The organism is Streptomyces deccanensis, from assembly GCF_022385335.1.
GTDB classification, from domain to species: domain Bacteria; phylum Actinomycetota; class Actinomycetes; order Streptomycetales; family Streptomycetaceae; genus Streptomyces; species Streptomyces deccanensis.
The window spans coordinates 7659745-7672926 of the sequence record NZ_CP092431.1 but is presented as its reverse complement, the minus strand read 5'-3'; the positions used below and the strand labels follow the sequence as shown (position 1 = coordinate 7672926).

Genomic DNA, 13182 nt, shown 5'->3' with positions numbered 1-13182 from the left:
CGGTACGGGGCTGAACGCCCGGCCCCCTCGGAGTCTCGGGGGCCCAGGTACCTGCCTACACCCCACTCACAGCGACAAGCGCAGTGCGGTGTCCAACAGCTGTCTCCGCCGCCCTCAGCGCACGGCTGCCCCTCCAGCGATCCCACCTTCCGGAGTCCACGCCCATGCCCCATCCGCCTACTGCCACGGAGGTGTCGTCCGTCTCCGCCGCGGACGGCACACCCCTGTCCGTCTACCGCGATACGCCTGTGCGCCCGCGTCGCGACGGCGCGACGGTCGTCCTCGTGCACGGCGCGTCCGTCACCGCCGACCTGTGGCGTCTGCACACCCGGCACCTGACCGGTCTGGGCCTGGGCGTCCTGCGCTACGACCAGCGTGCGCACGGCCACACTTCCCGAGGCCGGGCACCGCTGACGGTCGAACAGCTCGCCGACGACCTGCACCAGATCCTGACCCGCCTCGTCCCCACCGGACCGCTCGTGCTCGCCGGCCACTCCCTGGGCGCCCTGGTCCTGCAGGAACTCACCGCCCTGCACCCCGAGCACCTGGCCCGCGTACGGGGCATGGTGCTGCTGTCTCCCACCGCACGCGGTGCGACGGTGCTGCCCGGCCGCGGCCCGTGCGCCTGGCTGTTGGCCGCCGCGCGCAGCCTCGCTGCCCTGACCTGCGCCCACGCACCTCGCGCGGTGGATCTCCTGCGCCGACGGCTACCCGCCACGCACCCCCACCGCCTCGCCCCAGGCCCCAACCGGTCGGCCGACGGGCCACCGCCGTGCCGCCACGGCGTCCGCCACACCGCGACCGGTGATCTCGCCGCCCTGTGGCAGTCCCTGCGCGACTACAAGCCGCGCGACCTCACCGTCCTGAGCCAGCTCGGCGACCGGCTGCTGCTCATGGCGGGAGCCGACGACCGGCACATCCCCGCCGCCCACACCAAGCAGCTGGCCGCCCATCTCCCGGCCGCCGCACTGGACGTCCTACCCCGCACCACAGGGCTTCGGCGTAGTCGCATGACGTCCGGTTCGTGATCATCCGAGGCCGAGGAGTGCGAGGGGGCGGCGTGGGTCGCGGGCGTTGCGGCGAAGGCCGGCTGCGATGTTCTTCACTCCGGCCGTGCGGAGGACTCCGATAGCGAGGTTGCGCCAGGTAGCCATCACGCGGGGCGCGTTGCCGGTCCGCAGCTGGGAGGAGTCCTCGGCGAAGGTGGTGTCGCGGACATGGTGCAGGGCCTCGATCTTCCAGTGGTCGCGGACGAGTTCGGCGAGCTGGGCCGCAGTGGCCTGTTCGGCGGTCAGGCTGGTGACGGCGTAGACCGTCTTGACGGTGGTCTTGCCGGTCTTGCGGTCGGTGCGGCGGCGCTTGATCTGGACGGCCTGGCGGGCTCCGGGGAAGAGGAGGCTGTTGACGGTGGCGACCTTGATCCGGCGGATCTCCGAGCGGCCGTGGCCGATGCCCCGGGTGCGTCCCTGAAGCGGGATGTCTTTCCAGGGAAGGGACTTGAGCTGCCGACGCAGCTTCTTCTGGTTGCCCTTGACGATCACGATGTAGTGGGCGCCGCGGCCGAGGAGGTAGTCAGCGTGCTCGCGCTGGGTGTGCATCGCGTCGCTGGTGACGACGGTTCCTGCCAGGTCAGCGACGGTGTCCAGCAGCGGCTGGAAGCAGGTGATCTCGTTCGTCTTCTCGCCGACGTCCAGCTGGGCCAGAACCAGGCCGGTGGCGTGCTCCAGTGCGGCGAGCAGGTGGATCTTGCGGCCCTTCGCTCTGGCCGCGCCGCGCAGGCTCTTGCCGTCCACTGCGAGGCCGCGCAGCCCGGTCGCCTTCGGGCGGCGGTCGGCGAGCCATCGTCCGACCGCCCGGTCCAGCGCGTCGCCGTCGATGCGGGCCAGGAGCCGCCGGACCGTCGTTTCCGCAGGCAGGAGCCGTTTCGGGAACAGTGGGTCGAGGCGTATGCCGAGGGGTTCCAGGATGTGTGGCGGGGCGTCGGCGATCCATTCGCTGACTGCCAGCACAGAGGTCGCCCCCGCCAGAACTGCGCACGCGGCCAGCGCGAGCACGGCAACCAGAGCGTGCCGTACACCGCGTGGGTCTCGTGGGTCGGGCACCTCGGCCAGCCGCTCCAGCAGGCGCGGGACCTCGTCGGATACGACCTCGGGATGCTTGCGGAGCTGGTCAAGGGCGCGCGGGATCAGCGATGATGCGTCGACAGGCACGGTCTTCCACTCGGATCACGGGGCGTAGAGAACTCCATGATCTTCGAAGCCCGTGCCTGCCACGTTCCGGGTACCACCGAGTTGACAGACCGTCATGAACCGGGCCCCACACGACAACGTCGAAGTCCTGGAAGCAGGGCCGGTCAGTCGACGTCCAAGCCGCCCGAGTCCACGTCGGCGCTGTCTCCGCTGTCCTCCCGGTCGGGCCCGCCCGGCGGCCCGGCCGTTTCGCGGAGCTGTGTGCTTTTGGCGGAGAGGAATATCCCGGTGATCCCGCCCGCTATGCAGGCCATCATGAGGGCCATCCCCGAGAAGAACAGGGCGGCCCACGGCGGCCTGCTGGTGTCCACGTCGAAGAACATGAGCAGGAACGCGCCGGGCAACACGCCGAATATCCACGAACCGCAGACGGTAATCACGGTCAGGCTCTGGTGGAGATCGGAGAAATCTGCGTCGTCCCGTCCCGGCCACACGACCGGGATCAAGGCGATCGCCTGACAGGCCAGGCAGGCGAGTTGGATGACGGCGTAGCCCGCGAACCAAATCGGGCGCGACCAGTAGTACACCAACCCGGCCAGGGCGCTGAGGAATGTGCCCGCGTTACCCACCGTCACCCACACCGAGCGGGACCGTACGAAATCGGACACCGCGTCGAACACCTCCACCCAGAACCATCCCTGGGTGAAATCTCTCCGCCTGAGGTTGTGTTTGATGTTGTTCAGCATGCGCCCCCCGAGTGTGCCGGTGTCGTCCCTGCCCTGCATCATGCCCACGTCAGGGGACTCTTCCACCGGGCGCAGCCTCGCCGTCGGAGCCCTACGCACGGCCGGGGTGAAGAACATCGCGGTTGGTCTCCGCCGCAACGACCGCGACCCTCGCCACCCCCTCGCACTCCTCGGCCTCGGATGATCACGAACCGGACGTCATGCGACTACGCCGAAGCCCTGCCCCGCACCACACACGCCTTGCCCATCCGCCACGCCGCCCTCATCAGCGCCCGCATCGCCCGCCTCGCCGCCGAACCGGGCCGGCCCCATCACCCCCAGGACCAGCTATTTCCAAGCTCCCCACTTTCCATGCGATTTCACTAGGCGCTGGAATTCAATCCAGCACCATGCTCGCCCTGTCCGCCGAAGGCATCCTCCCCAAGGTCGACTACGCAATTTTCGCCGACACCGGCTGGGAACCCAAGGCCGTCTATTCCCACCTCGACCGCCTCGAACAGGAAATAGCCGCGCCTGCAGGCATACCCGTTCTGCGCGTCACCGCGGGAAACATCCGTAATGATGCCCTAGATCCCGAGCACCGCTTCGCGTCCATGCCTCTGTACATCCTCAACCAGGACGGGAAGCAGGGCATGACCAGGCGCCAGTGCACCGGGGAATACAAGATCAAACCGATCAAGAAGAAGGTCCGGGAACTCCTCGGCTACCCCTACCCCCAGCGCATCCCCAAGGATATATTCGTCGAACAGTGGGTCGGCATCTCGACGGATGAATTTCACCGGGCCAAGGACGCCGACGTCAAGTACATGCGCAACCGACATCCACTCATAGAGCTCGGCTGGTCACGCGCAGACTGTATCCGTTATTTGACCTCTATTGGCCTGGCAGACACGCCGAAATCGAGCTGCCTCGGTTGTCCATTTCACGGAAACGCGCAGTGGAGGAATATCCGGGACAGCAGTCCGGCGGAATGGGCGGACGTGGTCGCGTTCGACGCAGACATCCGCCAGGGCAACGCCCGCGCGAACGCCTCCGGGAACCGGCTGCTGGGCCAGGCTTTCCTGCACCGCTCCCGCGTCCCGCTCGACCAGGCCCCCATCGACCACGTCACCGCCGCGGAGTGGGCTGCGCGCCAGCAGGAACTCGACGACGGTGCCGTCATGGTGGAGGAGCTGGAGAACGGCGTGGTCGACGGTTGCTCTCCCTGGGCCTGCCGCGGAGCCTCCGAGCACGAGCCGGTGGAGGACGACTTCGGACTGGCCTCGTGAGGCGGATCATCCTCGATCTGTTCGCCGGCCCCGGCGGCTGGAGCCACGCCCTCACCGTCCTCGGCGCGCGGGACATCGGCCTGGAGTGGGATGAGTGGGCCTGCAAGACCCGGGCCATGGCAGGGCAGTTGACGATCAGGACCGATGTCGCCCGCTATCCGACGTGGATCTTCTCCGGCCGGATCCTCGGGCTGATCGCCTCCCCTCCGTGTCAGGCATGGAGCATGGCGGGCAAGCGCCTCGGTCTGGTCGACCAGCCGCTCGTCCACCAGGCCGTCGCCGACCTCGCGGCCGGACGCGACACCCGTGAGCAGCTGCTCGGCGCGTGCGCGGACGACCGCTCTCTCCTGGCGGCCGAGCCCATGCGCTACCTGCACGCCCTGAACACCGTGGGCGAGCCCGAGTGGGTAGCCATGGAAGAGGTCCCCGACGTTCTGCCGTTGTGGAAGCAGTACGCGGCCATCCTGCGCGCTTGGGGCTTCTCGGTGTGGGTCGGCATTCTCAACGCCGCTGACTACGGTGTCCCGCAGACCAGGCGGAGGGCGATCTTGCTCGCCTCCCGGGTACGGACCGCCGAGCCGCCACCTCCCACGCATGCACAACTGGCCGAGCCGGAAAGCCTGTTCGGGCCCGGCCGTGCCCGCTGGGTGTCCATGGCGGAGGCTCTGGGCTGGGGCGCCACCGACCGGCCCGTGCCCACTGTGTGCGCGGGCGGCGGACCAGGCGGAGGCCCAGAGCCCTTCCCCTCCGGCTCCCGCAAGACCCTCACCGACGCACGCGCCCGCGGCACCTGGGCACCCCGCCCCGACTCCGAGATTGTCCTGGCCTCCCGGCGAGAGGGCTCCGGCTGGACCGCCCGGCACGGCGCCCGCGACAACCGCCCCGCAGACGCTCCAGCCCCCACGTTCACTGCCGAGGCGCACCGCTGGTCGTGGTCGCTTCGTAGCAACAACCAGACCAACGCCACCATCCGCCGGTCCGACGAACCCGCCGGCACGCTCTTCTTCGGCCACCGAGCCAACGAGTGCACCTGGGTCGCCGAACCCACCGTCGAGGCAGCAGGGTCGGCACCGGAGCCGATCAAGATCACCGCACGGGAAGCGGGCGTGCTGCAGAGCTTCCCCGCCGGCTATCCGTGGCAAGGCAACAAGGGCCAGATGTTCTCGCAGATCGGCAACGCCGTCCCCCCTCGCCTGGCCGCACACCTGCTCGCCCCGCACCTCAACAAGCCCTTCAGCCCTCCTGACTTCACCCTCGCCGCCTGATGCCCCACACTCCCGATCCCCATGACGACGACGGCCTCGACCGCGTCCCGGCACCGAAGCCCGTGCACTACGCCGAGCAGGCCCTGCTCGGCGCCCTCCTCCTCGAGCCTGCGCGTCTGGCCGACACCGAGCCGCTGATCGCCCACCACTTCGACAGCCACACCCACGCCGCGTTGTTCACCGCGATCCGCGCGCTCCCGCCACCCGACCCCGCCGCCCACGCCAAGGACACCGCCTGGCTCAACGCGGTGCTGGACCACGCCCGTCCTCACGCTCGCGGCCTGAGCGCCTCCTACCTCCACGCCCTCATCCAGTTCTGCCCGCAGCCCAAGCACGCTGCGGCATATGCCAGGATGATCCGCGCCGACAACGCCCGCCGGATTCTGCGCGGGCACGCCGAGCGCCTCGCGTCCACCGCAACCGACCCGGGCCTGCCCAACCCGGTAGCCGCGACGCTCGGCCTGGCCGACGACATCGGCCGCGTCCTGGATTCCCTCGCCGAACAGTTCGTCCCGCACCCCGGCTCCTTCCCCCGCACGGCACTCCCCCCAGATGTCCCACGGCAGGCCGGCGAGGAGGACCTCGACGAAGAACGCCTCCTCCTGGCGACCGCCACCGCCTATCCGGCAGAGGTCCAGCAGATGCGGTGGCTGACCGAGGCGGACTTCCTGCTGCCGCTGCACGCCGCGCTCTGGCAGTCCATCACGGCGCTGGTCCACCGCGGCGACATGGTCGACCTTGTCACCGTCCTCGGCGAGGCCCAGCACCGCGGACTGCTCACCGACTCCCTCACCCCCAAAGACCTGATGGCCCTGGTCTCCACACCCGCCGGCTCCCCCGAGTACTGGGGCGAGAGAATCCTCCAGCGCGCCCTCCTCGCCCGCGCCCGCGCGGTTGCCGACCGGATCACCGCCTACACCGACGACCCCGCGAACACCCCCCACCAGCTCATCACCGGCAGCCGCCGCGCCCTGGCCGAGCTCAACTCCCTGCGCACCCGCTGGAACCGCGCCACCGCTCCAGCCCCGTCGCCCGCCACCCGGCCCTCGGCACGCCCAGCCCCGGCCCCCCGGGCCGGTCCGCCTCACCGGCCGGCCTTCACCTCCGCACGCACCCACTGATGACCTCAATCACCGGACCCGGCCACCCCACATCCGAGACCGAACCCGAATCGAGCCCCACCTCCATGTCCGACCACTCGATCGACGCCCACGTCCGCTTCGACACCCACCCCGCCCACACCAGCGCCGTGACCGCCACCCTCACCGGCACCCACCACCGCGCCGCCCAGGCCATCCTGGCCGCCCGCGGCTTCGAGAACCTCGACGACCACACCATGGTCCTGGCCCGGATCGACCACGAAGAGCCCTACTGGGCCCACCAAGCCACCCACGCCCTGCACGCCGAAGGCATCACCACCGAGATCACACCCCGGCTACGTGAAGCCATCGACGAGGAATGGACCTGGGCGAACTACCCCATGCACTGGCTGACCCGCGCCGAGGTACGGGAGGTCTCCAACGCAGCCCAGACCATCTACGACGACATCCGCCACGGCCGGCTCATCATCCACGCCCATGCCCACGACGGCTGGACCACCGTCGCCATCGGCACCTACCTCGACGGAGGGACCGTCGCCCTGCACGGCGAGAACCACCTGCGCTCCATCGCCGACAGACTCGAATCCCCCGCCCAGGCCCTCGCCTCCTTCCAACGCCTTCACGGCGACGCCGTACGCCCCGGACCCGCACCCATGACCGACATCGAACAGCAGACCGCCCAGGCACGCACCAGCCTCCGTTCACCCGACACGGCGCAAACCCCCGCCGCCCCACACGTCGCCAGGGTCCCCTCCTACGAAGCCGACCCTGGCGATCACGAAGCCCTGCTCAACGGCTTCCTCACAGAGAACAACGACTGGGAGAAGTACCGCACCTGGGAAGACCACACCACCGTCGCCACCCACGAGTCGCTCACCCTGCGGATCCTCTTCGACCACGAGGCCGGCCCCCGCGACCCGCGATGGACAATCGCCGCATACGAGAGCCCCGTCAGCGAACGCATGTGGCACATGGCCCTCACGCCCACCGTCCCCGCCCCCGTCGTCAAATCCCTCCTCGACGCCCTCGGCGCCGGTGACGCATGGGAGACCGCACTCGGCAGCCCAATCACCGACAAGCAGATCGCCGAGGCCACCCAGCCGCTCACCGCCGCCGGTTGGAGGTCTGCCGTAGACGGACACTCGCTGCACTGGAACACCCAACAAGGAGATGTCGGCGTCCAGTTCGACACCTTCGCCGCCCACAACCCCCACAGTCCCCTCCATACCTGGACCCTCTGGGCCGGCCCCGACAGCAATAACCCCACCTGGACAATCCACGCCTCCGTCTACACCCCCGCCGGTCTTCTCGCTGATCTCGCGGAGGAACTCGCGCACGGCACCGGGACCCGCCAGACGCGCTCCGGTCAGCCTCGGCGCGTGAGGCACATCGCCGGCAGCACGCCCGCAGCGCCGCCCCCGCCCCTCTCCACGCGCCTTCGACGCTGACACCTGTGCTCAGGCGTTGCGGGTCTTCTCACAGGTCCGGCGCTTTTCCTGAACGCCGACACCGGACGTGCAGAGGGGCGCAGCGTTGAAAAGGAACTCTTTCGCCAAGTGCCGACGGTGCGGCGATCTACTCCCACACTTTGGAGTGACGACGCTCCGGATGCGCTCGCGGTGTTTGACACCGAGGCCCCACATGAGCTGGAGTAGTGCTACCTGGCCCCTGGAAGCGGCCAGCTCCGAGTGCCGTTGAACCGACCCTGGCACTGCCGGACAACCCTCTCCGACGATCTCAAGATCAACCACTTCATCGAACAGTTTCATGAGCCTTCTGTGCCAGGTCGGGGCACGCACCAGAAGGAGCATGATGTTGATCGAGGAGCAAGTCGCCGCCGCCAGGCAGCAGATGACGGGGGAATCCCTGCGTGCCGTACGGCTGCGTGTCAAGGAACTGCCGAGCTGGCGGTCGCTCGTTCCGAGCGGCACGGACACCCAACTGCTCCTGGAATCAATCCTGTTGCAGTACATCGGCAACGTGCAGCTCTCCAGCCGCTTCCCGCTCGGGATCTCCGAAGTCGTTCCCTCATCGAGCCGCCTGGACATCCGCTTCGAGCACTCCGACTTGGTGCGCCCCGCCCTGGAGATGCTCCCCTACCGTGAGCGGGGCGAGCGGACGGTTCACGGCGTTCCCGGGCTGTGGGCCCGTGTGGTCGGCAACAGCATCGAGATCGCGTTCGCACGTCACCCTGCCGCAGGCGTCATCGCTCTCACCACACAGGACCGGTCCGACGATGTCGAAGGACTGCTCTCCGCATACGAAGCGTCCCTTTCCGCGCAGCGGCGTGTGCCCCTGTGGACCGTTGACCCAGGCACCCTTCCGCCCGAGAAGCTCCGCACCGGCGGCCGACGCCGCAAGCCCCAGCCCCGTACGATCATCGACGACCATCGCCCGGCGGTCGCGCTGCCCAGCGCCGTCCTACGCCGGATCCGGCTATGGGACCGGCTGTCCGGCCACACAGGTCTGAAGGTGTCAGCCGCAACCGCGGACCATGGCCTGGACTGGCTCATCGTGCGCGAGGTCCACCAGGACGTTCCCCTCCATGACGACCGGCTCGCCGCGATTCTCAGCGACCCCGTGGCCGGCCCGGGCCTCGTCGCCGATGGGGTAGGCCACCACTGTGATGACGACCGCTGTGTCATGGAGTTCACCGCGCCGGCCGACCACATGAGCGGCTGGCGCGGCATCCTGCGGGTGGAAACCGCTGCGGCGAGCGTCCCAGTACCGCCTGTGCCGCAGAGGCCACGCCATTTCACCGCACTCGACGAGACCGCGTTCCCCAGCCACGGCCTCCCTCGCAACGCACCCGCCGCCCGCCACCGTTCTCAACGCACCCGGGGCACCGACGGCGAGGAGCCGACGGCAGGCCGATCCACCCAGCTGCTCGCTCCTCGATTCAGCAGATGCCAGTGGGACCTGACGGCGATGGCGATGAAAATCGGCGCGGCCTGGGCCTTGGACGGCTGCGCGGTCCTCGTCGTGACCCACTCCTTCGACGCCGACCGTGAGGTGCGCCGCCTCTACGAGCATGACGTATTCGGATGGTCAATCCCAGATCGCCCGACCTTCATTCCGTCGTTGCCCTGGCGCAGGGGCAGGCTAGTTCCCGGCAGCGGCGCACTCTTCACCCACACGGTGTCCGGTTCCCGTACGGACGTGGGCGCCCTGCTCCAGCAGGCGCGCGCCCAATTCGACTGGGCCATCTTTGTGGACTGCAACGACGACCTCGGTATGGGCCCCTCCATCGAACAATCCGTGGACAGCCACTTCGTCGTAGTCGATTCTCCCGGATACCCCGAGAGCTTCCTGACCGCGCAGGCACGCAATGGCGTCGCCGAGCGCCGTGAGGTGGCCCTCACCCCGGCCGCATCGGCCATGGCCTGGCGCCAGCAACACCTCACCGGGATTCCCCTGGACCGTGTCCCCATGTCAGGCCTCGTCCTGCGGCAGTCCTCCCCCCGCGCCGGCAGCACCCCGTCACCGGACTTCACCGCACAGGTGGATGCAGAACTCGCGCGGTTCGGGATCCCGGTTCTCTCCCGCCTGCCCGAAGATCCCGACGTGGCCCTAGGAGACCCGTCCCCCACCGTGCTAGACGCTGTCGACGACGCCTCCCGGGAGGCGTACGTAAAGGCGTGCACGCCGATTCGCCTCGCCCTGCGGGCGGCTGAACCGTGCTTGATCCCGTCAGTGGATCCCTGGAGTTAGGCCGAGGTCGCCCTCGCCTCTTGCGTCGCGAGCGTGACGTGCGACTCCGTCCACTGAACCTCGCGGCGCAACAATCCCACCCACCACATTCATCTGACAGCCGGCAGCAGCGTGATCAAGGGCGCAGTCCACGTACCTGCCGACCTCGCGCACGCCCCGACGAACCGGCAGTTCACGCCCCTGGGACACCCGGGCGGTTGAGGCACCCACATGGTGGCAACGCAAGAGTGTGCCGACCCAGGGGTTTCTTCCCCCTTTCGGGTGGCCGTGAGGTCGGAAGTCCGCCGGGTTGCCTACCCTGCGCCGAAACGCGATCTACGGTGCGTCTGCGGCGTGACCACCGCTCCCCGGAGACCCTTTCGGCCCTGTTCCTCCACGCTCGGGTGAACCGGTCATCCAACGAATTACACGCATCCCACCGGATCTCGATTGCGTACGTCCTGGGCCGAGACGTACTGGAGACCCATGCGCGCACAGCACCAAGACGTTCCTCTGCTCCGACGGCTCTACACGGGGGAAAGCGTCCAACAGGCCCGCCGGGCAGTCGATGGCCTGCAGAACAGCCAGACCGCCATTCCAGAGACCGCCTCGCCGGCCCAGCAGATCCTCGAAGCCCGCGTCCTGGTCGGGCTCCTGGAGTTCCGCAACCTCTACACCCGCTTCCCCCTGGGAATCAGTGCGGTCCAGCCTCGGCCCGACGTCATCGGGCTCGGCGTCGAGAGTGAAGAGCGAGCGGCTGAAATCCTCTTCAACCTCTTGCCCTCCTTTGTCCCTGCCCACAACGAGGTGCATGGCGTACCCGGCCTTCGCATCACCCGACGGCATCAAACCGCGATCGAATTGCAGGTCCTGGGCGAGTCCGCCCGCCTGCGGCTGACCGGGCTGCCGTCCACTTTCTGGCGAAGCGCCGAAGAACGAGCACTCTCCAACTGGGTCGACGCGGACAGCATGCGCCTGTGCTGGCGTTCCTCGCCGCGCGCCTGGACCGCGGAAGAGCGGGAACACCACGCTCGCTGGGAGAACCCTGATGACCAGTACGTGCAGGTGAAGCGGCGTGGAGCTTGGCTGGGCAGCGGCCTACTCCGGCGGGCGGCGCTCCTGCACACCGTCGCGAACACATTCATGGCCGACGGACACCACTCCGCGGCCTTCGGTATGGCACGCCTGGTCCTGCAGTCCTCCCACGCCCGGGCACAGGGGCCGGGACCGCACAACGTCGTGGCGGCCCTGCTGGACCCCGTATGCGGCCTGCCCCTCGAACTTAAGAGGTACCGCGGCGACACGGACGAAAACTACGGCAGCGACCAGCAGTTCGTCCTCGAAGACGCTGACAAGACTGCCGTGCTCGATCTCCGGGCCGCGGTGGAGCGGCCTCCCTCCCGCCTTGCGCCCGAACTCTGGCAGGCCATCGTGCGCCGCATGCCCCGCTCGGGGTTCACTAGCGGCCTGTCCCCGAGCGTCCTCGCCGGCTTCTGCAGCCTCGGCGCCGCGTAAGAACACTCCGTCCCCGCCGACGGCCCAGCGCGAGCCGCGCTGGGCCGTCGGCGTGAAATGTCCACCGCCTCGCTCACGAGGACGGGGCTAGGTAGCTGTCGTATGCATAGGGTGCGTCGCACGGGCCTGGCGAGGTCCGACGTGCGGTGCGCCCACCCGACAGGGTGTGCCGAGAGGAGCCAACTCGGCTGGCGTCGCGTCTCAGTACGGATTCGTGTACCGCGGAGGACAGCCGCGCATCCTGGGGTCGGGACAGGCAACGCGGCGGAAAGCCTTCCGTGAAGAGCACCCGTGTGGAACGACGCGCCCAAAAGCTCCAACTGGCGACCGGGATGGTCTGGACCGACGCACTCAAGCGCGCGAGGTCCCTCCCACCCGCATCGCCGCTGATCCCCGAGGCGCAGCCAAGTCAGGCCGTCCTTGAGAGCTACATCCTGTCGGGCCACGCCTGGCCGATGATCGACACCCGCAACCCGTGGGGCATCCGATCCGCCGACCCCCGCCCCGACAGTCTGACCCTGACCTTCGAGAACGACGTCACCCAATCCCTCGCCTCGGAATCCATGGCCAGGGAACTGATCCGCAATCTCGTCCCCTGCTTCGACGAACATGGCGAGGTACGCGGCATCCCGGGAGCCCGCTTCACCGCCAACACCAACGGCATCCAGATCCGGCGCCTCGGTATGCCCGGCTCGATCACGATCCTGGGCATTCCCGCCGAAGACTGGTTCGCCGCCCTACCCCTTCAGCGAGAAGAGAACGCGGCGGACGGGAGGCGCTACTGTCACGAGCCGAGCCCTCATCGGTGGCACCGCAGCGAAGCGGCCTTCCGTGAACCGGCTACCAGCACCGTCCTGGGCCGATATCACCACCGCAAGAGGCCCTCAGCCTGGCTCGCCAGCGGCTTGCTGCGCCGCGCGCCGCTGATGCGGACCATCGGCGTACCCCTGAGCACCACGGCGTGGACCAACCTCACCGAAGACGGCGGCTCGGAATGGATCATCGAGTACATCAACGAGCCCCTCGCGGACGCTCCCTGCTACCACGAGGGCTTCACCAACCTGCTGACTGACCCGGACTGCGGCCTGCCGCTCGCCGGGACAGAACTGGACTGCTGCTGCGGTCTGCCGCCCGAGTCCTACTGGGGCTGCCGGTTCTACGCTCGAAGCGGCACCGGTCAGCCCGGCGCACTCCAAGTCCGCTTTTCCCGCAGATCTGGCGAGCGAGCGCACTTCTACGAGACCAACCCGACGGAGTACGAGAGGCGCCGGCAGCTCTACCAGCCCGTCCCTGCCCACCTCAGCCGCAGGCACGTCGAACCGATGCACAACCGCCACCAAAACGGGTGAACGCGACAGATAATCATCCTACTTCACCGACATCGCCGCGATCCGGGACAGTGTGACAAT

General features: G+C 68.7%; 10 protein-coding genes and 1 pseudogene. 8 read left to right on the top strand and 3 right to left on the bottom strand.

All coding sequences use genetic code 11. The annotated features are described in order from the left end of the window. Positions 1-164: 164 nt before the first annotated feature. On the top strand, positions 165-1028 hold the full coding sequence (locus L3078_RS33900) for an alpha/beta hydrolase (RefSeq protein ID WP_239757737.1): 864 nt from the start codon (positions 165-167) through the stop codon (positions 1026-1028). Positions 1029-1181: 153 nt separating this feature from the next. Here L3078_RS33900 and L3078_RS33895 read toward each other — a convergent pair. Then, a pseudogene (locus L3078_RS33895) lies at positions 1182-2102 on the bottom strand (ISAs1 family transposase); the annotation flags it as partial. A gap of 251 nt (positions 2103-2353) precedes the next feature. Then, positions 2354-2935 carry a hypothetical protein gene (locus L3078_RS33890; RefSeq protein WP_239757734.1) on the bottom strand — a complete coding sequence of 194 codons (582 nt, stop codon included), beginning with the start codon at positions 2933-2935 and terminating at the stop codon, positions 2354-2356. A gap of 389 nt (positions 2936-3324) precedes the next feature. Between L3078_RS33890 and L3078_RS33885 the strand changes: the two genes are divergently transcribed. The 4 genes from L3078_RS33885 to L3078_RS33870 are packed head-to-tail and all read left to right on the top strand — an operon-like array spanning position 3325 to position 8016. Then, the gene (locus tag L3078_RS33885) at positions 3325-4203 is read left to right on the top strand and encodes an adenine nucleotide alpha hydrolase family protein (protein ID WP_239757732.1); all 879 of its coding nucleotides are present in this window, start codon (positions 3325-3327) and stop codon (positions 4201-4203) included. Positions 4204-4208: 5 nt separating this feature from the next. Further along, positions 4209-5468, top strand: a complete 1260-nt coding sequence (locus L3078_RS33880; RefSeq protein ID WP_239760562.1) for a DNA cytosine methyltransferase — start codon at positions 4209-4211, stop codon at positions 5466-5468. After that, positions 5468-6589 carry a DnaB-like helicase N-terminal domain-containing protein gene (locus tag L3078_RS33875; RefSeq protein ID WP_239757731.1) on the top strand — a complete coding sequence of 374 codons (1122 nt, stop codon included), beginning with the start codon at positions 5468-5470 and terminating at the stop codon, positions 6587-6589. The genes L3078_RS33880 and L3078_RS33875 overlap by 1 nt, the downstream gene beginning before the upstream one ends. Then, positions 6589-8016, top strand: a complete 1428-nt coding sequence (locus L3078_RS33870) for an SPDY domain-containing protein (RefSeq protein ID WP_239757730.1) — start codon at positions 6589-6591, stop codon at positions 8014-8016. The genes L3078_RS33875 and L3078_RS33870 overlap by 1 nt, the downstream gene beginning before the upstream one ends. 9 nt (positions 8017-8025) lie before the next feature. Here L3078_RS33870 and L3078_RS33865 read toward each other — a convergent pair whose 3' ends face one another. Then, on the bottom strand, positions 8026-8337 hold the full coding sequence (locus tag L3078_RS33865) for a hypothetical protein (RefSeq protein WP_239757729.1): 312 nt from the start codon (positions 8335-8337) through the stop codon (positions 8026-8028). 40 nt (positions 8338-8377) lie between these two features. On the opposite strand from L3078_RS33865, the gene L3078_RS33860 reads away from it, so the two are divergent. From L3078_RS33860 to L3078_RS33850, 3 genes are all read left to right on the top strand, one after another. Continuing rightward, positions 8378-10279, top strand: a complete 1902-nt coding sequence (locus tag L3078_RS33860) for a hypothetical protein (protein WP_239757728.1) — start codon at positions 8378-8380, stop codon at positions 10277-10279. A gap of 465 nt (positions 10280-10744) precedes the next feature. Continuing rightward, positions 10745-11773, top strand: a complete 1029-nt coding sequence (locus L3078_RS33855) for a hypothetical protein (RefSeq protein ID WP_239757727.1) — start codon at positions 10745-10747, stop codon at positions 11771-11773. A gap of 278 nt (positions 11774-12051) precedes the next feature. Further along, positions 12052-13122 (top strand): hypothetical protein, encoded by a 1071-nt coding sequence (locus L3078_RS33850; protein WP_239757726.1) that lies wholly within the window; start codon positions 12052-12054, stop codon positions 13120-13122. The last annotated feature ends 60 nt before the right edge of the window (positions 13123-13182 follow it).